The organism is Citrobacter sp. RHBSTW-00029 (genome assembly GCF_014104295.1).
Classification (GTDB): domain Bacteria; phylum Pseudomonadota; class Gammaproteobacteria; order Enterobacterales; family Enterobacteriaceae; genus Citrobacter; species Citrobacter youngae.
Map to the genome: position 1 here is coordinate 2,423,662 of NZ_JABXRT010000001.1, position 17,544 is coordinate 2,441,205.

Here is a 17,544-nt window from a genome sequence, read left to right on the forward strand (position 1 = left end):
ATAATTATTATCATTATCGATTTTGGCTTGCGTTGTACATGACCTGGATCATAAAAATGTCAATAGGTAACAAGTTATGTAAATTTATCTCATGAAAATGTGATGAATACGAAATTGAGACATTCGGGATTTATTAATGATGCCGTCAATACAGGAGAATTTATCAGTGATATGGAATTGAGTTGCCCCATACTCACTGACGCAAATGAGGCCGGCAATGAGTATGAAGATAAACGTTATTTAAAACAAAAGCGATCAGGGAACTATTATATCAGGACCACGAGTAATCCGTTGTAAAAAACGGCCGTAACCCTGTTCGCCTGTCCAGTAGTTGATGCTTCTCTCAACCCCATTCGATGTCAGGGTCGCACCAGAAATACCATCTACTGTATATTCATCGATATTCTGTGGTTTCTCCTGAGTTATTCTTAGTGCTGGCATCCAGTTATTATCAACCACTTTTTTACCCGGCCATTGCTTGCGCCAACTCTCATCTTCCACTCTGGCTCCCAAAAAAGGAGTTTCCCGCTGCTGATAGTAATACAGGTTTTTAACCGTACGTCCGTCTGGGTCAAGAGCCAGAAAGGCATACATCATTGACTTCGCGCCCTTACCGAAAACAGGGAGTATAATTTGTTGAATTTTATTGCTTTTATCTTTTACAAGATATACATCTGCAATCGTACAGCGCTGATGGATCTTCGCGGGATCATGTTCCGGAGCGAGTTTTTTACATCCCTGCGTCTGGACGTCATCAGCTACCCATTCACCGGAATCCAGATTAACCTTACGCGCTAAAATATAACGTTGATACAAATTGTTAATTGTTTTTTTATCCTGCGCATCTGATTTCAACAGGCCTGAAGCATGCAGAATGGCGGCATGTTTCTCTTCACCGGTAGGTTCAGCGAGTTCCCCCTGATACATCATAAACCAGACAATAGCAGCAATAAAAATAAGGATACAAAAAAACATCATTGATATAACAATAACTTTACCCTTGCGCATTATTCTTTAATCCCTGCGAGAAATAAGATATTTAAAACACCATCAGATATGCCATTACCTTTGTGAATTTGCAACTACAGAAAAAATCAAAAATATATAACTATTAGTATATAATTTCAGGATCCAATATCAGAACAACATGTTTTTCTTACCTTTTTATCGTAAAAAAATGCCGGGTTTCCCCGGCATCAGAATCAGACGTTTTTTGCCCACCAGAGGCGTAGCTTCATTCCCCAGTAACTGGTCCAGCCGCTGGTTGTCGACACCACGCGACCGTGCGACATCACGACCAGCGTTGGCGTGACGCTGATGTCCCAGCTGCGGGAGATGGTCCCGTCGGCATCGTTGATGACGGGAAAGTCTACGCCTTTACGCGCCAGCCAGCGCGTCACCTCCGCCTCATTACCAGAACGCAGCGCAATGGTTATCACGTTCTCGCCTTCTGAGTACAGTCTGGCGACTTCCGGTGTCGTGAACCGACACACGCCGCACCAACTCGCCCAGAAATAGATCAGCACTGGCTCCTCTTTGCTGAGCGAGGCCAGAGTAACGTTTTCACCATCCAGCGTCTGCAAAGGCGTACTGTCAAACGCTACGGGAAGCTGGGGCGCTCGCCAGGCATCCATCAACAACATCGCCCCGGCGAATAACACCAGTAAGATCAGTCCTTCGCGCAGCCAGCGGCGCAGTTTACTGACCATTTGCGGCCGCCAGCTTTTCTTTGACCACCTCTTCCAGTGTTTCCCACGGTACTGCACCCGGGATCAGCTCATCGCCAATAATCGTTGCAGGCGTGCCTCGCACACCGACCAGACGTGCCAGTTGCAGGTTGGTGCTCAGCGTCTCCTCACTTTGTGCATCCAGCGTCACAGGGCTGGCAGCGGCTTTCTCCTGTGCCTGTTTAATACTCACTGCCGTGTGGTAGCCCTTCTTCTGCATCAGTTTCTCATGTAACGCCAGAAACTGCTGCGGATGCTCACGCCAGGTCGTCAGCGCGGTTCGCGCCGACAGAACCGAACTCTCCCCTTTAAACGGCAGCGGTTTAATCACCACCGCCACATCAGGATATTTCTGTACAATTTTTTCCAGCATCGGATCCAATTGCTTGCAGTATGGGCAGTTGTAATCGGTGAAGTTTATCAGGGTCAGTTTTGCCTGCTTTGCGCCAATCCGCGGGCTGTTGGGATCGTTAAACAGGGCTTCCTGAATTAATGCTTCAATTTGCTTCTCCTGTTCCAGGGTAAACGGTGCAGGCTCTTTCGCGATACTGACGGCAGAAAACAGGGTTAGCAGCAGGACAATCATCATTTTCATGGGTTCACTCCTTTGGCATCGGCCAGTGTATTCAGCAGCGCATCGCGGGTTAACAACGTCGGCAATGCCTGACCTTGCGGCAAACCGGGACCATAAATTTGGTTGAACGGCACAGCAACCTGGCCGCGTTTTTTCAGGAATTCGGTGATCGCTTCAGAGGGCAGCGTCCAGTCACCCCGCAGAGCCACCACATCGGGTTGTTGCAGTGCAGTCTGGACATCTTCTTTTTGTAGGACATTGAATTTATTGACTTTACAGGTAATGCACCAGTCAGCCGTCACATCTACAACTACGCGCTTATGCTGAGCCAGTGCATCTTCAATGGCCTGCTCGCTCAGCGGTTGCCAGTTCACACTCTCTTTGGCTGTACTTTGGCTTGCGAACCCCAGGTGCGGGAGCAGCAATGTTGCCAGCCAAATAGCCGAGCCAAGCATCATCACGCCAAGAAGACGCCGCAAGATATTCATCCAACGCCCCGGACGCGGCAGACGCAGCGCCAGACCCGGACGCAGTGCCACCAGCAACCATGGCAAACTCATCCCCAGCCCGAGCGCGAGGAACAGCCCCCATAGCGTCGGCAGCGAGGCGGTCAACGCCACCGCCACTGCCGTCCCCAGGAACGGCGCACTGCACGGCGTGGCAAGCAACGTCGCAAACGCGCCCTGCCAGAAATGCCCTGACAAGCCGTTACCGCCGCGAGTTGCCAGTATGGTGGTCATTGCTGAAGGAAGGCGAAATTCAAACAGCCCAAACAGGCTGGCGCTGAACGTCAGCATCACCAGCATCATAAAGCCGATAAACCACGGACTCTGGAACTGGATCCCCCAACCAAGCGCCTGATTGGTCAGGCGCAGCACCGTCATCAGCAGCGCGAGAGCCATAAAAGAGACCAGGATCCCAGCCACCGATGCCAGAAACTGGCGGCGAACCTGAAGACGGCTTTTCTCCTCAACCAGTAAAATAGAGCCCAGCTTCATGCCCAGAACCGGTAAAACGCAGGGCATCAGGTTGAGAATCAAACCGCCCAATAACGCCATAAGCGCCACTTGCCACAGCGGGAGTGAAGCGTTTTCAACAACCGGGGCTTCGCCAATCGCAAGACGACTTTCCTGGGCAACACCGTTATCTGCCAGCACCAGTGTAAGTTGTTTACCACGAAGATTCGGCGCCCCTTCCCCCCAGCTGTCATGAACCGGAACCGTTGCCCGTAGTATTTCGCCCTCTACGCGGATTTGCGGCATACCAAAATCCGCATCATCAACGGTGTCCAGGTACAGGCCTGGCGCAGACCAGCCCCCCACACGACGAGCCTCAACCACCAGCTCTCCGGCTCGCGCCCCGGCACTAAGCGCATCGGTCAGCCCGCTGGCCAGCGGTATCTGCCCCATCGCTTGCGCATAGTCATGAGCAAAAGACGGGTCCTGGACGCTCGGCGTCACGGAAAAGGGAAAATCCGTTAACAGGCAGACATTGCTGCAGGTTGATAGGGTCAATACACCGTTAAGGGCGGCTGGCGTGGTGCCACGTACTACCATCGGGAAGGTGACATTATCGTGATATCCCTGGGTGGTGATATTGGCGACCTCAAAACGCGCGGGAGTCGGCCAGTACCAATCAACAGCAGGCATTTTATCTTTCCAGGCGATGGACGGTGCTACACCGCCCTCACCCGGCGATCGCCAGTAGGTTTTCCAGCCATCCTCCAGTTTAACATCGAGCAGCAGACGGGTTTCACCGTCTGCTGCTGTATCGGCACGTAACCGCACACTGGCGTGATTGTTATCGGGTGAACGCTGCCAGCCGATATCAGCCGCCCAGGATACGGGCAGCCATAGCAATAACAGGCAGAGCAGCGCCTGCCTGGAAACAGTCTTCATATTTTTTCTCCGTGAATAATTATCTAACAGTCTGCAACGGCTGCGCTGTCATTCACGGAAGACACAAAATCGGAGATGCACCCGGAGAGTGGGCGGCGAGATAGCGCGCGGAGGGAAAAAAGGTAGGCGAAATGCCCGCACGGGTGCCAACAGCGACAGCAGCAAACATAGCACCAGAATCGCGCCTTCAAACAATACTGGCGGTGCAGCCAGCAATGATTTTGCGCTCAGCTCACAAGGCGTAACGGGCGAAGCTTCATCGGTATCGGCCTGGGCGCTCGCGACAACAGCAGTGGTCGTGGTGTTCATCTGCAACGCGTGCAGACCCGCCATGCGCTGCGCGGTGCATACCATCACCACAACACATGCCAGGCAGAGGAACCACCATCCCATCCGTTGACGTTTCGCCATTATACCCTCACTGATTGACGCGAGTTATCTTAGTCACTGGCGAGGTTTTGGCAACCTTTACCCTGTAAAGTTATGTCGGCAGAGGCCGGTCAATTCTCATTCCGCCCCAGCGCGCTGCCCAGAAATGATAATTAATATTGTTAATTAATTTCATTATTGCAAAATAATGACGCTAATAAAACAAAGCTAAAAATATCACGGGGTTTATTATTTACTATTCACAAAGCGTCCCTACAAGTATTTCACCACTGACCATGAAATTGAATGACAAGTATGCCAGCAGATATGCCTGCGTAAATGAAAGTAAGGGCCAGCACATTTTCGGATAAATATTGTATTATAACTTACCGCCATGAACATCATGTTCATCATCAAAACAATTGTTTGTTAAATGTTATTTAGAGTATATGGAAATGAAAAAAATCTTACTTCCTCTTCTAGGCCTGATTTTTACTGTGAGCGTTCAGGCAGCAACATTTACCGATGGCAAGGAATATAATTCACTTGAAAAGCCAGTTGCGTCAGCGCCCGCTGCGCTTAAGTTCTTTTCATTTTATTGCCCTTCATGCTACCAATACGATGAAGTTCTGGAAGTCACTGATAATGTGAAAAAAGCATTACCTACTGATGTCAAACTTACTGAGTATCACGTTGATTTCTTAGGTCCGTTGGGGCCGGAGATGACGCACGCGTGGTCTGTCGCTATGCTGTTAAACGTGGAAGATAAAGTAAAACCTTTACTGTTTGATGCCGTGCAGAAAAAACAAACTGTTAAAACAGCAGATGATATTCGCAATGTATTTATCCGCGCTGGTGTCAGTGCAAATGACTATGATGCTGCCTGGAATAGCTTTGCCGTAAAATCATTAACGGCGAAGCAACAGGAGTTGGCTAAAGCGGTAGACCTGAAAGGTGTACCGGCTATCTTTATCAAGGGTAAATATATGATTAACCCGAAAGGATTAAAATCAGATAACGTTAACGCTTTTGTCCAGAACTACGCTGATACCGTTCGTTTTCTTTTTTCCAGACCTTGATAAGCCGTTAATATTACTGACGCACCACCAACAGGAGCCAGAGCCTGTTCTGGCTCCTGTTGCTACAGGCAGACATTATTGACTGTCAGCTGTCATATACGCTGGCAGAACCTTATTCAGAGGCGTAATCCTTCAAAACAGAGGCAACACGTATTCTGTAGTATGAAAAATCAACTGCTTACCCTCCTGTTGTGCGGCCTGATGCCTGACGTTGCATTTCCACCTGCGCACTGCATCCTCATCCTCCCACCATGAAAGTGACAGCATTTTCCCGGGCGTATTAATGCTCTGAAATCGTTCGATAGAAATAAACCCAGGGATCTCTGCCAACAACAGCTTCAGCTCTGAGGCCAGTTGAAGATATCGCTCTCCAGCCTGAGGATGCACATCTGCTTCAAAAATAACGGCGATCATTCAGTATCTCTCCCTTGTTAATTTCAGCCACTCTATTACTGGATAAAATGCGATGCTTCGCTCAACAACGAACAGTCTGGTGAAAAGGGAAAATGTGAGTATGACAGGTAAATAAACAAGCAGGCTCACCGCATTAGCCGGTGACCCTTTTATGACCTGCGCCCCCCTTTTTCATGGTTGGCATTCGCGCCTATCGGGATTACCCTAAACTTAACGGTGATACCTTTTGAGAGGGATTGCCTTCTTCATGTGTTGATTTACACGAGAGAACGCTATGGAATTAAAGGATTATTACGCCATTATGGGCGTGAAGCCGACAGACGATCTCAAGACAATCAAGACCGCCTACCGTCGTCTCGCGCGAAAATACCATCCCGATGTCAGCAAAGAACCCGACGCTGAAGCTCGTTTTAAAGAAGTTGCCGAAGCCTGGGAAGTACTGAGCGATGAACAGCGCCGCGCCGAATACGACCAGCTGTGGCAGCATCGCAACGACCCGCAGTTTAATCGTCAGTTCCAGCAAGGAGAAGGTCAAAGCTACAGCGCTGAAGATTTCGACGATATCTTCTCTTCAATTTTTGGCCAGCACGCACATCAGTCACGGCAGCGCCACGCCAGTCGCGGGCATGATATTGAAATCGAGGTCGCCGTTTTCCTCGAAGAAACCCTTGCTGAGCATAGCCGCACCATCAGTTACAACCTGCCGGTATACAATGCGTTTGGCATGATCGAGCGGGAAATCCCCAAAACCCTCAACGTTAAGATCCCGGCCGGTGTCGGCAATGGGCAGCGCATTCGCCTGAAAGGTCAGGGAACCCCTGGTGAAAACGGTGGCCCGAACGGTGATTTGTGGCTGGTGATTCATATCGCGCCGCATCCGCTGTTTGATATTGTTAATCAGGATCTGGAAGTTGTCGTTCCGCTTGCCCCATGGGAAGCCGCATTGGGCGCAAAAGTGACTGTACCAACACTCAAAGAGAGTATTTTGCTGACCATCCCCGCAGGAAGCCAGGCTGGACAGCGATTACGTATCAAAGGCAAAGGTCTGGTCGGTAAAAAACAGACTGGCGACCTGTACGCGGTCATCAAAATCGTGATGCCGCCGAAACCTGACGACAACAGCGCCGCCTTGTGGCAACAGCTGGCGGATGCGCAGAAGTCCTTTGATCCGCGCAAAGAGTGGGGGAAAGCATAATGGCTAACGTGACCGTTACCTTTACCATTACCGAGTTTTGTCTGCATACCGGTGTTTCTGCAGAAGAACTGAATGAAATTGTCGGTTTAGGGGTAATCGAACCCCGTGAAGATGAGACCTTTGATGACCATGCACTGACCGTGGTGCAACGCGCACTGCGTCTGCGCCATGAACTGGCGCTTGACTGGCCAGGAATTGCCGTCGCACTGACGTTGCTCGAGGAGAACGCGCAACTGCGGCAGGAAAACCGCTTTTTGCGCCAACGCCTGTCCCGATTTATTAGCCATCCGTGAATATGTTAAGAGTGCGGCGATGAGCCGCACCTACAGGTAAGCAGGGCGTATTTTTTATAAAAAACCAAACTCATCAGATTCGATTTCTCGGCTACGGATTGCCCAGCTCGGTACCTGCCCGGCAGACATTCAGAAAAACTGTGGATGAATGACTCTATCCGCGTCAGCTTTTTAGCCAGAAATAACGTTTATGGGTAACCGTCTCACTAGTACCGACAATGTCCTTCTGCGCAACGCATCAATTTGCTGATGATCTGAACTTGCCCCCCAGGCAAACACTACTGGACTGGCCTGGGTTCAGTTAAGGCTTTTACAGGTCATGAATACATCATGGCCATGCCTTCAGCCACGCCAATATGGAAAGACTTTCAATGTGCAGTTAAATTGCAGCGTATAGCACTAAAAAGAAAAGCCTGGGATTGGGGTAGGCAAGTGTTTGAATGTTACATAAGGGGATTGGTGAAGATTGCAAGTCTATTCTAATGCTTCAAAAGCAAAAAGGGGTTACCTTTCGGTAACCCCTTTTCATGTTTGGCGGAAGCGTAGTCCGCCAATTTAATGTCCGAGAATGTCAGAAATTGTTTATTTTTACCATTAATAAACAATAAGTTGTCAAAACAGATTGTTCAAAGACGTCTTGCTACATCCGAAAAAATCTGACATTTTATGCAGTACCTTATGCATGGCGGTTTGTATGACAGGATTTTACTATGCCGAAAAAAGCAAAAGAACTCACCGGACTCGCAGTCGCTAAGTTGAAAAAAGAAGGTTCTTTTGCCGTCGGTGGCGTTGACGGCCTGTATCTTCGAAACAGAGGCCAGTCGCGTTCATGGGTGCTTTGCGTTGCTATGGGGGTAAGAGTAAATGCTCTAGGAAGAACCGTTCCGAGACGTTTAAACATGGGCCTAGGCCCCTACCCTGAAGTTTCATTAGCAGAAGCGCGTGATAAAGCTCGTGAGCTGCGTAAACAAATCCGTAATGGCATTGACCCTCTTGCAGAAAAGCACGCCCATAAAGCGCATCAGGAACTTCTGGCCCACAAGAACAAATCCTTTGCTAGCTGTGCTGAAGACGTTATCGCAATTAAGACCAAAGAGCTAAAGAACCAGAAACACATTGCCCAATGGCGGTCCACGCTGGAAACGTATGCTTATCCTGTTATTGGTCAAAAACCCATCGCTGAGATTACAAAGACTGACCTATTAGCGATACTTGAACCAATCTGGTTAACAAAAAACGAAACTGCCAGCCGTCTGCGTGGTCGCATTGAAGCGATCATTGATTACGCAAAAGCGAAAGAATACTTTGAGGGCGATAACCCTGCTTCATGGAAAGGTATGCTTAAGCCCCTCCTGCCAATGCCAAGCAAGGTTCAGACCCAAAAGCATCATGCTGCATTACCCTACAACGAGATCGGTTCGTTCATGACCGAACTACGTAAACGAGCAGGCATTTCAGCGCGAGCACTTGAGTTTTCAATACTGACAGTTTCGCGCTCTGGTGAAGTCCGTGGCGCTGAATGGTCAGAAATAGATCTGAAGAATAAAACTTGGACCATCCCTGCCAGCAGAATGAAAGCCAGCAAAGAACATAGGGTTCCACTGTCTGATGCAGCCATTGTCCTGTTAAAGGATTTACCGCGCTTTAAGGACAATAATCTCGTATTCCCTGCCCCGCGTGGAGGACAGCTATCAGATATGTCATTGCTGGCTGTATTGAAACGGATGGGACACAGTGGCTTAACACAACATGGCTTCCGTTCAACCTTTCGTGATTGGGCTGGCGAAACCACAGATCATCAACGTGAGGTCATTGAACATGCGCTGGCTCACCAGTTGGCAGATAAGGCCGAAGCAGCATATCAACGTGGGACATTATGGCCTAAACGGGTTGCGTTAATGAATGAATGGACGAACTTCTGTATATAGTGAAATAATGGAACCCTTAAGCTAAGGTCATTTCGCAGGACAAGCTATCGGTAAACGTATTCCTGCATAATAAATCACTTACATGTAACATACGTAAAAGGAGAAGAAGATGTTAAATGATGTCTATTCTGGCTATTGGACTGGTGATATATCAGGCACAAACCAAGGTGGAATTAGTTTTACTTTAAATGTAGAAAATAATAATGTAAGTGGGTCCGCAAAGATTCATGAACTTGCACTTGGTTCATACGAATACCAAATTTCTGGTAAAATAGATGAAAACTTATATCTTGAACTAAGTCCGGGTAATAAAAACCCAATGGTCATGTTAGGGAAGGTTACAGTAGTTTGCACTTTAATTAATAAAAATAAGTTAAGAGGAAAATGGGTTTCAAGTATAGGGACTGAGGGTATTTTTAATGCGGAAAAATTTGATGAGTCAGAACTAAAAACAGAATTACCCGAAAACAACTCTGTTTTCTTAGTTCATGGTCATGACGATGGTACGAAGCATTCAGTTGCAAGATTTTTAGAAAAACTTGGAGTTGAACCAGTAATCTTGCAAGAGCAAATAAATAAAGGAATGACTATAATTGAAAAATTTCAAGAGTTTGCTAAAAGAGCAGGTTTCGCAGTAATATTGATGACTCCTGATGACTATGGCTATCCTGTAAATAAAGAGCAAAACAAAAGTCTACGAGCTCGTCAAAACGTCATTCTCGAACTTGGTTATTTTACAGCATTGTTAGGTAGAGAGAAGACAATGGTTCTTATAAAAGATGACATTGAAATTCCAACAGATGCTCTTGGTATTACCTATGAAAAAATAGATTCTAATGAAGGATGGAAAGTGCGGTTAGCAAGAGAATTAAAGGAAGCAGGATATTCAATTGACATGAACAATGTCATTTAGACCGAGTCGAAAGAAAGGGTCTCTCGGCCCTTTTAAACACGTTCGCACACTGCACAGGATTAAAGACTATAATCAAAACCGTATGACTTATCTTTGTTATTTATTTAATTATCTCACTAACTGGACAGACCAAAGCATATAGATAACATCAGTAAAAATTAAATTAAATATTAAGACAATTTAACATGTTTAGTTTGCCTTTATTACTTTATAATCTTTCAAGATAAGATATCTGGTAGAGTCAAGCCAGCTATAGACGCTCACTAAAATCAAATTTTGAGTTATAGAACTCCCCTTAAAATCAACAAATGCATTGAGAGTGCCTTTAGCCCAACCTGTATCCATACCAAAATTTGAAGAAACTCCTATATATAATTGACCTGATTCATCTATTTTAGCCATATAGATTCGTCTTCCATTACCTGAACTATTTCGGGAAGTACACTGTACGGTTTGAGGAAGTGGCGTTTTAAAGAATCAACTTCCTGTTCCTTGCCACACGCTATTAACACAGGATAAAAGTTGTCCCCCCACTGGTTCTTCCCTATAAACCATTCGGTGAACGACCTACGTCACTGACAGCAACGCCATTGAGTTGAAAATATTCACCAGCACTTAATTAAAACCATTTTTTGATTCCCGCTGAGATGATATCGTTTCACCTGAAACAGCGTTATTTAATTGAGCACTCCATTAACCTAACAGTCAAATGTAATATCCATGAAATTGTTGCAACTTTTTCCATTATATTTCTGAAATTATTTGCACCCTGATTATCTATGTTTAAATTACCAGTCGTAGGTGATTCGTCATCATGGCAAAATGAACTGCTCGGAATCCCGCCAGTCACCTAATTAAATGTGTATAGTCTTCTATCCGGCTCTCTACAGTTACTTCCACCATTATTACATTCATTTCCTCGATATCTTGACACTTCTATTTGTTTTAGACGATTAGGGTCGTTTGGACAAGAACAACCTCCTGTATCTTTATTTGGAACATAACACTTCCCTTCAACAATAATAAACATCCTATTTACACTTCCGCCTCCTTCTTTCCATACACCATTAGTACAAGATAATATAGAACCATCAACTGCTCGCCCTTGCAAACCATTAGGAGAACATCCATTTCCAGCATAGGCCACTCCATTTAGATGAAGATACTCTCCAACTGTTGTTCTACCACCTGACACAACTCCACCAGCACCATAAACTTTTCCAGCTGCATCAATATTGCCGTTAGAGTGTACGTAGTTAGAATTAAGGTTTCCTGATGCCCATACATATCCAGCGTTAACTGTTCCATTAGCATCTATATTCCCGGTTGATTTAACGTATCCGCCATATAATCCTGCTGAAGTCTGAATGTTTTTACCATTATATGCTGTTATAGTATTGGAATCTGTCATATTCCATCCACCACCATATTTTTGGAAATAAATCCCCCCATCTCCCATAGTTCTGAACCAGTTATTAGTATAGGTCTCACCTCTGGACGTTATGGTTGTTCCTGATACGCTATTATTAGAATTTAAATTTCCATTGACTTGGCCATTACCCGCTACAACCAAATCAGAGTTTAATGTTGCCACACCGCCAACGTCTAATGTTGTGCCTATCACCGCTACCCCGCTAGTTCGTAATGCCTCCGTAGTTGTGATTCCCACTGCCGTTATGTTTCTGGCATTATTTATGTCCTGATTACCCATGTTTAAATTACCTGTCATAGGTAATGTGCCATCACGACGCAAATACACTGAATACATAGAAGAATCGTATCCAACACGATACGCCAGTAGACCCGCTGCAGTAATATTATTAAAAGCTGATGATGTCTCGGTCCATGCGCCCTGTAGACCTGATACTAAAGCTGCTGATTGCGTCATTCCGCTATCAATACCCGCTTCCTGCATAGCTTTACCTAATAAATCGTAGCGAAGTTTTCCGCTTTCACTCCAAGGTAAAGTTGTTGTGATTAAGCCATTAACCACATAGTTAGGAGTAGCTCCTGAACGTTTTAACATTATCTTATAAGAAGATTTCTGGGCATTTACCCCGGTATATGATATTGGCAATAACCCTTCATTAATGAGTGTCTGATAAGTGATTTCACAACCTGAACCATTACAGGTACGGGGACCCGGATCGCTTGACTGACTACTGCTTGAGGTCAGAGTAGAAAGCTTGTCGTACCGGATATTAATATATCCATTTACCGCCTCCCCTATCTGCTTCATTTGTTGACCAACAGCCTTAGCAATCACCGTTTCCTGATCATTTCTCATATCCTGAAAACGCATAAAAGCCATCATACTACCGACACCCAGCACCAAAATGAGTTCCAGTAATGAGAACCCTTTCTTATTTTGTTTTTTCATTTTCATCGTCCTTTTTGTTTCACGTACATATCAATTAACAAAAATAAAAAAGAGGTCAAGGTTGGTTAAGATATAATCCATAAAAAACACTTAATAAATAATTTTAAGAGGGGTAATTTTATCCATTATCATCTTTTTTATGTTATCCTGCTCATGACCTTAAACATTCAGGATAAAAGATAATGACTGAAGCTATTAAAGCACTTAATAACATCCGTACCCTTCGCGCTCAGGCACGAGAAACAGATCTGGCTACTCTGGAAGATATGCTGGGAAAATTAACTGCTATTGTTGAAGACAGACGCCAAGAAGAATCACTTGCACTGCAACAAAATGCTGAACGTCAGGCCAAAATTGAAGCGCTTCGTGCACAACTGCTTGAAGATGGTATTGATCCATCTGAACTGCTGGGCAATCCTAAATCTTCCCGTCCGGCTACTGTTCGTGCTCCTCGTCCTGCTAAATACAAGTACATTGACGAAAATGGTGATGAAAAGACATGGACGGGTCAAGGTCGTACACCAAAAGCTATTGCTGCTGCACTAGAAGGTGGTAAAGCTCTTGAAGACTTTGCCATCTGAGTTTGGTTGTAATTTATTGCCACGGATGGCCGTAAAAATTGACTACCGCGCCCTCTGGGGCTTGGTCAACAGCTCCCCAGCCTAAAACAAGTTTTAAGCCGGAGAGCTGTTCGGACGTGAATTGATTTTATGGTCTGAATTTTTTGAGGACTCTTTCGATGTAGATTTTTCCATTTATTTTATACCGTTCAATATCATGTGTATGTAAGGATGGAACCTCCAACAACAAACCAAATAGTAATTGTTTATCTACCTCACTAATATCACAGTTTAAAACCTTGGCAACCTCTGCACCGAGAATTATTTTTTGTCGTGTATTTTCTTTTTTGCTATCTCTTTTTTCTTTCGCTTTTAGATAATTGAGCTTATTTTGTGCTCCCGCAATTTTTTGCTCAAGTGTTTTCTTTATTTCGGCCCTGCTTCTATCCCCCAGAAAGGCTTTACCTGTTAGATAGGTATTTTTTATTTCATCATCATTCATTATTTACTCCATTGATTTCTATGATTATAAGGAACATTATTCCTGAACTCATCATCTGAAAGTGCTCGTTTGATTGATTTAATCCGAGATCGGAACTGTTTTTTTTCCTGCCTCTTTTTAAATTCAACTCGCACCTCTGTTATTATCTTTTCTGCTTCACTATATGCCTTTTCCAGATCGGTATAGATTCCATTATCAAGTAATCGTTTTGCTTCGAGATCGATGGCTTCATCATTATTTTTATACATAAAACCTCCCTGTATTGATTTCCTGATTATGTACTAACACAATTTACAGATAAATCAATAAGTAAGGTGTAATATTTTATCTGACAACCCAAATGCTCATAAAGCCAATGTTAATAGTCCATAATGCAGCATTAACACAGATCATTATTATTTCTGACTCACATAATTCACCTATATTCATATTCACCCCGTTAATGTTATGTTCTTATATTCTTTTATAGTAAATAATTTACTTTGGCAAATTATGCTTGAATTAACATCATCTAACTTAAGATGATAACTAAAGTTTTCATATCGGATGGCGATACTGCTTGCCTCAATAAATTACTGGAAAAGCTGTTATGTGTAAAAAACTAAATTTTATGATGTATATCAGGAAGGTCCATGTTCACTAAAGAAAATAACTGATGCCAAGCAATTAATACATCTTAAAGTTGCGGACCAAATTTTATGTCAAGAAAAGAGTGAGTAAACCAGCAACCTTCCTGACAGGGAGTAGGTTTATGACAATCTTGATATCACTATGACACAGAAAATGCTCAATGAGAAAGTCTCAAAAATAAAGTCTGTGTTTTTATATAGTTAGCTGATACCAAAATTTTATAGTCTTGACTTAGAAAATGATCTTGTTAACGTTGAGCTTGACTGATACAACGTTTTTTCGTTCTAAATCTTATAAGTGAGGCTCCTATGGCTGAGATTGATGAGTTTTGCAAACCATACAACAACCCCAGAACGAAGAAAGTGTCTTCGGGTGGTGCTGCACGTAACGGTAGAATCAAAACGTTAGGTGGGCCACGCGGCCTTACAGCAATTATAGAAAAAGTAGTCAAATCAACAACACAATCAGTAACAAAGGAGTTGTTGAACGAAGCGAATGGTGAATCTCGTCGTCGTGGTAGCAAATGAGTAAGGTAATCAGTTTTCCCTCAAGAACTCCATCGTTTGAGGATGTATTGGGGGAAAGTTTAGCCGCAGATATGATCGATCAGCTCATGAGCGAGGCTGATAGGTATCCCTGCCCTGTTATTGAGATTACAAGTTATTCTTTGAAGCTGCCTATTATCTATAAAGCATTCTCCCATCTACCACAGGTAAAAATAAAATCGTTTACGCTCACTCAGCTTGATGCTAATCGAAAAGCACTGTCGAATAGCTTAAAAGCTTGAACGCTCCATTTGCGGTTTTTTAATACATTTTTATTTATCCTCACCTACATTATTCATTTAAATACAATCTTCAAGTCTACTTCGGATTCCCATCCTATGAGAGTCAGCAACCCTGTGGTTTGATCATTTTTTGGTGATTGCATTACCCGCCCTCTCTTTCAATTTATAAGATTGTGCGAGTTCAATATTATGCCAACTGGTAGAGCGATCTTTCCCTCCAGCACTGGAACATCTTTCCATCCATCTCCAGCGGAGATCCTTCAGTATAAATAACATCTGAAATATAAAATCAAGCAATCCTATGCAATATTAATCACTAACCATTTTGTCTAATACTCTACACGTTACTTATTTTTGTTTATCAGTGATTTTCATTTCACCTTCCGATATTCTACTCTAGTTTCTTATCCTCACCTGTTCATTGTGCAACAGGGAAAACAAACTATAACCTCAGCCATTTTATTTGTTTTAGTGCTTTCCCGCCTTAAAACGGGATAAATTAACACTCTTTTTGTCCTACGGACGCTATCAAAGTCCAATTTGTGTAATATCGCGGAATACTTCGCCCGCCCATCCAGATTGCGCCGCTTAATTCGGCGGTTTGTTTTACAGCCATTCATATATTTAGTATTAATTAATAAAGGAAAGCCTTATACATTGCCGTTATTTTTGAGCCATTTATGGCGATAAAAAATAAAGCAATGCCCACTTACGCATTATCGCTTCGCTCTAATGCCGTGGGGTCTACCGACGGTTGCCTGCCGCAGGCTAAAACCGTTTCCTTCGGAAACAAAATCAAGGTCAACGTCAACCCCGGCGTTTTCCTTACGTAAAACGAAAAGCAGCATTTGGCATTGAGGAATACTTGGATGGCGATATACAGTTTTAAAATGGTGAACATCAGCAGAGGCGAAGGCCAGTCTTCGGTTAACTCTGCTGCATATCGTCACCGTAAAGTGTTCTTCGATAACAGAACAGGTGAAGTGTGTGGTCGCAAAACAGCACATAAAAAGGACCTTGCCTTTGCGCACATTTTTGCACCTGAAAATACCCCACCTGCCCTGATTGTTGACAGTGAAACACTCTGGAATGCTGTCGAAGCCTCAGAGAAGAGAAAAGATGCCCGTCTTGCCAAAGAGTTTAAAATTGCCCTTCCTGCTGAGCTAACGCCCGAGCAGAGCATTGAACTCACTGCAGCTTTTGTTCTTGAGCACTTTACCAAGCAAGGCATCATTGCTGATGTTGTTATCCACGATATTAATGGTCATAACCCGCATATCCATATCATGGGAACAACCCGTGAGGTTCTTTCTACCGGCTTTGGTAAAAAGGTCCGTGAGTGGGATAAACCTGAAACCCTTGATAGCTGGCGTAAAGGCTGGCAGGACATCTGTAATAGCTTCCTTGAACTGTATGGTCGTGATGAACGCGTTGATCACCGTTCTATCAGGGTTCAGTATGAGGAAGCCCTAGAACAGGCTACCGCTGCCGCTACCAATGAAGAGAAAGCAATCTGGCTGGCTAAAGCTATTGAAACAAACCGCGACCCAATACTTCATATCCCTCGTGATCGTTGGGGCACTGTAGCCGCTCAGGAACAACGTGCTGCAGAGCAAGCCATACGTGATGAGCAGAAAAAAGAAGCTGTTGAAGCCTACTTTGCCTTTAAGGATTTACCATTAGACATCGTTGTTGATGTTGCCAGCTTTACGGTTCATGCACTTTCTAAACCTGAAGAAATTGTTATCCCGGATAATACCGGGAAAGCTTCATCTTCAGACACGCAAAAGCCTGTTCTGGTTGCCCCTGCACCTCATACACGCACTACGCTGAAAAACCCATCCTCTTCAACAACAAGAGCGATTAAACGCGCTCCTGTTAAAGCTAAGAGGAAGCATGTTGAACCTCGTCAGGATGGGATTTTCAAACGTTTCACACTGTTGGTCGTCGGATACATAAAAGAGAAATTCGTCTGGGCCAGAAAGAAACAGTCCCCAGTTTCAGTGGATGCTGAACATGATAAACGTATCGCTGAAAACTATGTCTTTGATGAGGTCCAAGGCATCTATGTGTCACGCGCTGAGTATGAAAGACGTGCCAGATTTAACAGTGACACTTATAGTCCAACCAAAGAGGAGATCAGGCGTTTTCCAAGTCGTCCTAAACTCGTTCAGACAGAACATAATATTAGTCCAGATCTAATTACTCCCATACAGTCTGAAAGCAAAAGAAAATATATACCGCGTTTAAAACCGCCAAATCATAGATAATAAGAAAAAAGAGATAATAATTACA

General features: G+C 44.4%; 18 protein-coding genes and 1 pseudogene. 9 read left to right on the forward strand and 10 right to left on the reverse strand.

The genetic code is table 11. From position 1 onward, the window contains the following. Positions 1 to 255 precede the first annotated feature (255 nt). The 5 genes from nqrC to HV041_RS11970 form a co-directional block, all read right to left on the reverse strand. Positions 256 to 1,008 (reverse strand): NADH:ubiquinone reductase (Na(+)-transporting) subunit C, encoded by a 753-nt coding sequence (gene nqrC / locus HV041_RS11950; RefSeq protein WP_048212092.1) that lies wholly within the window; start codon positions 1,006 to 1,008, stop codon positions 256 to 258. Positions 1,009 to 1,202: 194 nt separating this feature from the next. Further along, positions 1,203 to 1,709, reverse strand: a complete 507-nt coding sequence (locus HV041_RS11955) for a protein disulfide oxidoreductase (RefSeq protein ID WP_101741511.1) — start codon at positions 1,707 to 1,709, stop codon at positions 1,203 to 1,205. Continuing rightward, positions 1,699 to 2,322, reverse strand: coding sequence for a DsbA family protein (locus tag HV041_RS11960; protein ID WP_121584457.1), 624 nt, complete (start codon positions 2,320 to 2,322; stop codon positions 1,699 to 1,701). Before HV041_RS11960 ends, HV041_RS11955 begins: the two co-directional genes overlap by 11 nt. Further along, the gene (locus HV041_RS11965) at positions 2,319 to 4,199 is read right to left on the reverse strand and encodes a protein-disulfide reductase DsbD domain-containing protein (protein ID WP_121584456.1); all 1,881 of its coding nucleotides are present in this window, start codon (positions 4,197 to 4,199) and stop codon (positions 2,319 to 2,321) included. Before HV041_RS11965 ends, HV041_RS11960 begins: the two co-directional genes overlap by 4 nt. Before the next feature lie 48 nt (positions 4,200 to 4,247). Further along, positions 4,248 to 4,610 carry a hypothetical protein gene (locus HV041_RS11970; RefSeq protein WP_048212096.1) on the reverse strand — a complete coding sequence of 121 codons (363 nt, stop codon included), beginning with the start codon at positions 4,608 to 4,610 and terminating at the stop codon, positions 4,248 to 4,250. Between the two features lie 413 nt (positions 4,611 to 5,023). Here HV041_RS11970 and dsbA point away from each other — a divergent pair, with 413 nt between their 5' ends. Continuing rightward, entirely contained in the window at positions 5,024 to 5,647 is a 624-nt protein-coding gene (gene dsbA / locus HV041_RS11975; RefSeq protein ID WP_121584455.1) for a thiol:disulfide interchange protein DsbA, read from the forward strand. A 112-nt stretch (positions 5,648 to 5,759) separates the two neighbouring features. Here the strand turns inward: dsbA and HV041_RS11980 are convergent. Further along, positions 5,760 to 6,061, reverse strand: a pseudogene (locus HV041_RS11980) (antibiotic biosynthesis monooxygenase). Between the two features lie 274 nt (positions 6,062 to 6,335). Between HV041_RS11980 and cbpA the strand changes: the two are divergent. The 4 genes from cbpA (at position 6,336) to HV041_RS12000 (ending at position 10,390) form a co-directional block, all read left to right on the forward strand. Continuing rightward, the gene (gene cbpA / locus HV041_RS11985) at positions 6,336 to 7,256 is read left to right on the forward strand and encodes a curved DNA-binding protein (RefSeq protein WP_048212099.1); all 921 of its coding nucleotides are present in this window, start codon (positions 6,336 to 6,338) and stop codon (positions 7,254 to 7,256) included. After that, complete coding sequence (cbpM, locus tag HV041_RS11990; protein WP_048212100.1) at positions 7,256 to 7,549, forward strand: chaperone modulator CbpM; 294 nt, start codon at positions 7,256 to 7,258, stop codon at positions 7,547 to 7,549. Before cbpA ends, cbpM begins: the two co-directional genes overlap by 1 nt. Before the next feature lie 710 nt (positions 7,550 to 8,259). Continuing rightward, the gene (locus HV041_RS11995) at positions 8,260 to 9,477 is read left to right on the forward strand and encodes a site-specific integrase (RefSeq protein WP_071444957.1); all 1,218 of its coding nucleotides are present in this window, start codon (positions 8,260 to 8,262) and stop codon (positions 9,475 to 9,477) included. Positions 9,478 to 9,586: 109 nt separating this feature from the next. Beyond that, the gene (locus tag HV041_RS12000) at positions 9,587 to 10,390 is read left to right on the forward strand and encodes a nucleotide-binding protein (RefSeq protein WP_096757628.1); all 804 of its coding nucleotides are present in this window, start codon (positions 9,587 to 9,589) and stop codon (positions 10,388 to 10,390) included. A gap of 189 nt (positions 10,391 to 10,579) precedes the next feature. Here HV041_RS12000 and HV041_RS12005 read toward each other — a convergent pair whose 3' ends face one another. Both HV041_RS12005 and pilV read right to left on the reverse strand, forming a co-directional pair. Beyond that, positions 10,580 to 10,792, reverse strand: a complete 213-nt coding sequence (locus HV041_RS12005) for a hypothetical protein (RefSeq protein ID WP_071444959.1) — start codon at positions 10,790 to 10,792, stop codon at positions 10,580 to 10,582. Between the two features lie 448 nt (positions 10,793 to 11,240). Next, complete coding sequence (pilV, locus tag HV041_RS12010; protein WP_249424103.1) at positions 11,241 to 12,776, reverse strand: shufflon system plasmid conjugative transfer pilus tip adhesin PilV; 1,536 nt, start codon at positions 12,774 to 12,776, stop codon at positions 11,241 to 11,243. A gap of 176 nt (positions 12,777 to 12,952) precedes the next feature. Between pilV and HV041_RS12015 the strand changes: the two genes are divergently transcribed. Continuing rightward, a complete protein-coding gene (locus HV041_RS12015; RefSeq protein WP_071444960.1) occupies positions 12,953 to 13,351 on the forward strand; it encodes an H-NS family nucleoid-associated regulatory protein in 399 nt (132 codons plus the stop codon). Between the two features lie 127 nt (positions 13,352 to 13,478). Here HV041_RS12015 and HV041_RS12020 read toward each other — a convergent pair whose 3' ends face one another. Together HV041_RS12020 and HV041_RS12025 are read right to left on the reverse strand one after the other, a co-directional pair. Further along, complete coding sequence (locus HV041_RS12020; RefSeq protein ID WP_071444961.1) at positions 13,479 to 13,832, reverse strand: conjugal transfer protein TraD; 354 nt, start codon at positions 13,830 to 13,832, stop codon at positions 13,479 to 13,481. Continuing rightward, positions 13,832 to 14,080: a hypothetical protein gene (locus tag HV041_RS12025; protein ID WP_071444962.1), complete on the reverse strand. Its 249-nt coding sequence runs from the start codon at positions 14,078 to 14,080 to the stop codon at positions 13,832 to 13,834. Before HV041_RS12025 ends, HV041_RS12020 begins: the two co-directional genes overlap by 1 nt. 690 nt (positions 14,081 to 14,770) lie before the next feature. Here HV041_RS12025 and HV041_RS12030 point away from each other — a divergent pair. The 3 genes from HV041_RS12030 (at position 14,771) to mobQ (ending at position 17,519) form a co-directional block, all read left to right on the forward strand. Next, on the forward strand, positions 14,771 to 14,989 hold the full coding sequence (locus HV041_RS12030; RefSeq protein WP_131820535.1) for a hypothetical protein: 219 nt from the start codon (positions 14,771 to 14,773) through the stop codon (positions 14,987 to 14,989). Continuing rightward, positions 14,986 to 15,249, forward strand: coding sequence for a hypothetical protein (locus HV041_RS12035; RefSeq protein WP_071444963.1), 264 nt, complete (start codon positions 14,986 to 14,988; stop codon positions 15,247 to 15,249). Before HV041_RS12030 ends, HV041_RS12035 begins: the two co-directional genes overlap by 4 nt. 869 nt (positions 15,250 to 16,118) lie before the next feature. Beyond that, entirely contained in the window at positions 16,119 to 17,519 is a 1,401-nt protein-coding gene (mobQ, locus tag HV041_RS12040; RefSeq protein WP_071444964.1) for a MobQ family relaxase, read from the forward strand. Positions 17,520 to 17,544: the final 25 nt, after the last annotated feature.

Excerpts from the sequence above, each read along its gene's own strand:
- nqrC (WP_048212092.1), bottom strand. The coding sequence starts at position 1,008 with ATGCGCAAGGGTAAAGTTATTGTTATATCAATGATGTTTTTTTGTATC.
- HV041_RS11955 (WP_101741511.1), bottom strand. The coding sequence starts at position 1,709 with ATGGTCAGTAAACTGCGCCGCTGGCTGCGCGAAGGACTGATCTTACTG.
- HV041_RS11960 (WP_121584457.1), bottom strand. The coding sequence starts at position 2,322 with ATGAAAATGATGATTGTCCTGCTGCTAACCCTGTTTTCTGCCGTCAGT.
- HV041_RS11965 (WP_121584456.1), bottom strand. The coding sequence starts at position 4,199 with ATGAAGACTGTTTCCAGGCAGGCGCTGCTCTGCCTGTTATTGCTATGG.
- HV041_RS11970 (WP_048212096.1), bottom strand. The coding sequence starts at position 4,610 with ATGGCGAAACGTCAACGGATGGGATGGTGGTTCCTCTGCCTGGCATGT.
- dsbA (WP_121584455.1), top strand. The coding sequence starts at position 5,024 with ATGAAAAAAATCTTACTTCCTCTTCTAGGCCTGATTTTTACTGTGAGC.
- cbpA (WP_048212099.1), top strand. The coding sequence starts at position 6,336 with ATGGAATTAAAGGATTATTACGCCATTATGGGCGTGAAGCCGACAGAC.
- cbpM (WP_048212100.1), top strand. The coding sequence starts at position 7,256 with ATGGCTAACGTGACCGTTACCTTTACCATTACCGAGTTTTGTCTGCAT.
- HV041_RS11995 (WP_071444957.1), top strand. The coding sequence starts at position 8,260 with ATGCCGAAAAAAGCAAAAGAACTCACCGGACTCGCAGTCGCTAAGTTG.
- HV041_RS12000 (WP_096757628.1), top strand. The coding sequence starts at position 9,587 with ATGTTAAATGATGTCTATTCTGGCTATTGGACTGGTGATATATCAGGC.
- HV041_RS12005 (WP_071444959.1), bottom strand. The coding sequence starts at position 10,792 with ATGGCTAAAATAGATGAATCAGGTCAATTATATATAGGAGTTTCTTCA.
- pilV (WP_249424103.1), bottom strand. The coding sequence starts at position 12,776 with ATGAAAATGAAAAAACAAAATAAGAAAGGGTTCTCATTACTGGAACTC.
- HV041_RS12015 (WP_071444960.1), top strand. The coding sequence starts at position 12,953 with ATGACTGAAGCTATTAAAGCACTTAATAACATCCGTACCCTTCGCGCT.
- HV041_RS12020 (WP_071444961.1), bottom strand. The coding sequence starts at position 13,832 with ATGAATGATGATGAAATAAAAAATACCTATCTAACAGGTAAAGCCTTT.
- HV041_RS12025 (WP_071444962.1), bottom strand. The coding sequence starts at position 14,080 with ATGTATAAAAATAATGATGAAGCCATCGATCTCGAAGCAAAACGATTA.
- HV041_RS12030 (WP_131820535.1), top strand. The coding sequence starts at position 14,771 with ATGGCTGAGATTGATGAGTTTTGCAAACCATACAACAACCCCAGAACG.
- HV041_RS12035 (WP_071444963.1), top strand. The coding sequence starts at position 14,986 with ATGAGTAAGGTAATCAGTTTTCCCTCAAGAACTCCATCGTTTGAGGAT.
- mobQ (WP_071444964.1), top strand. The coding sequence starts at position 16,119 with ATGGCGATATACAGTTTTAAAATGGTGAACATCAGCAGAGGCGAAGGC.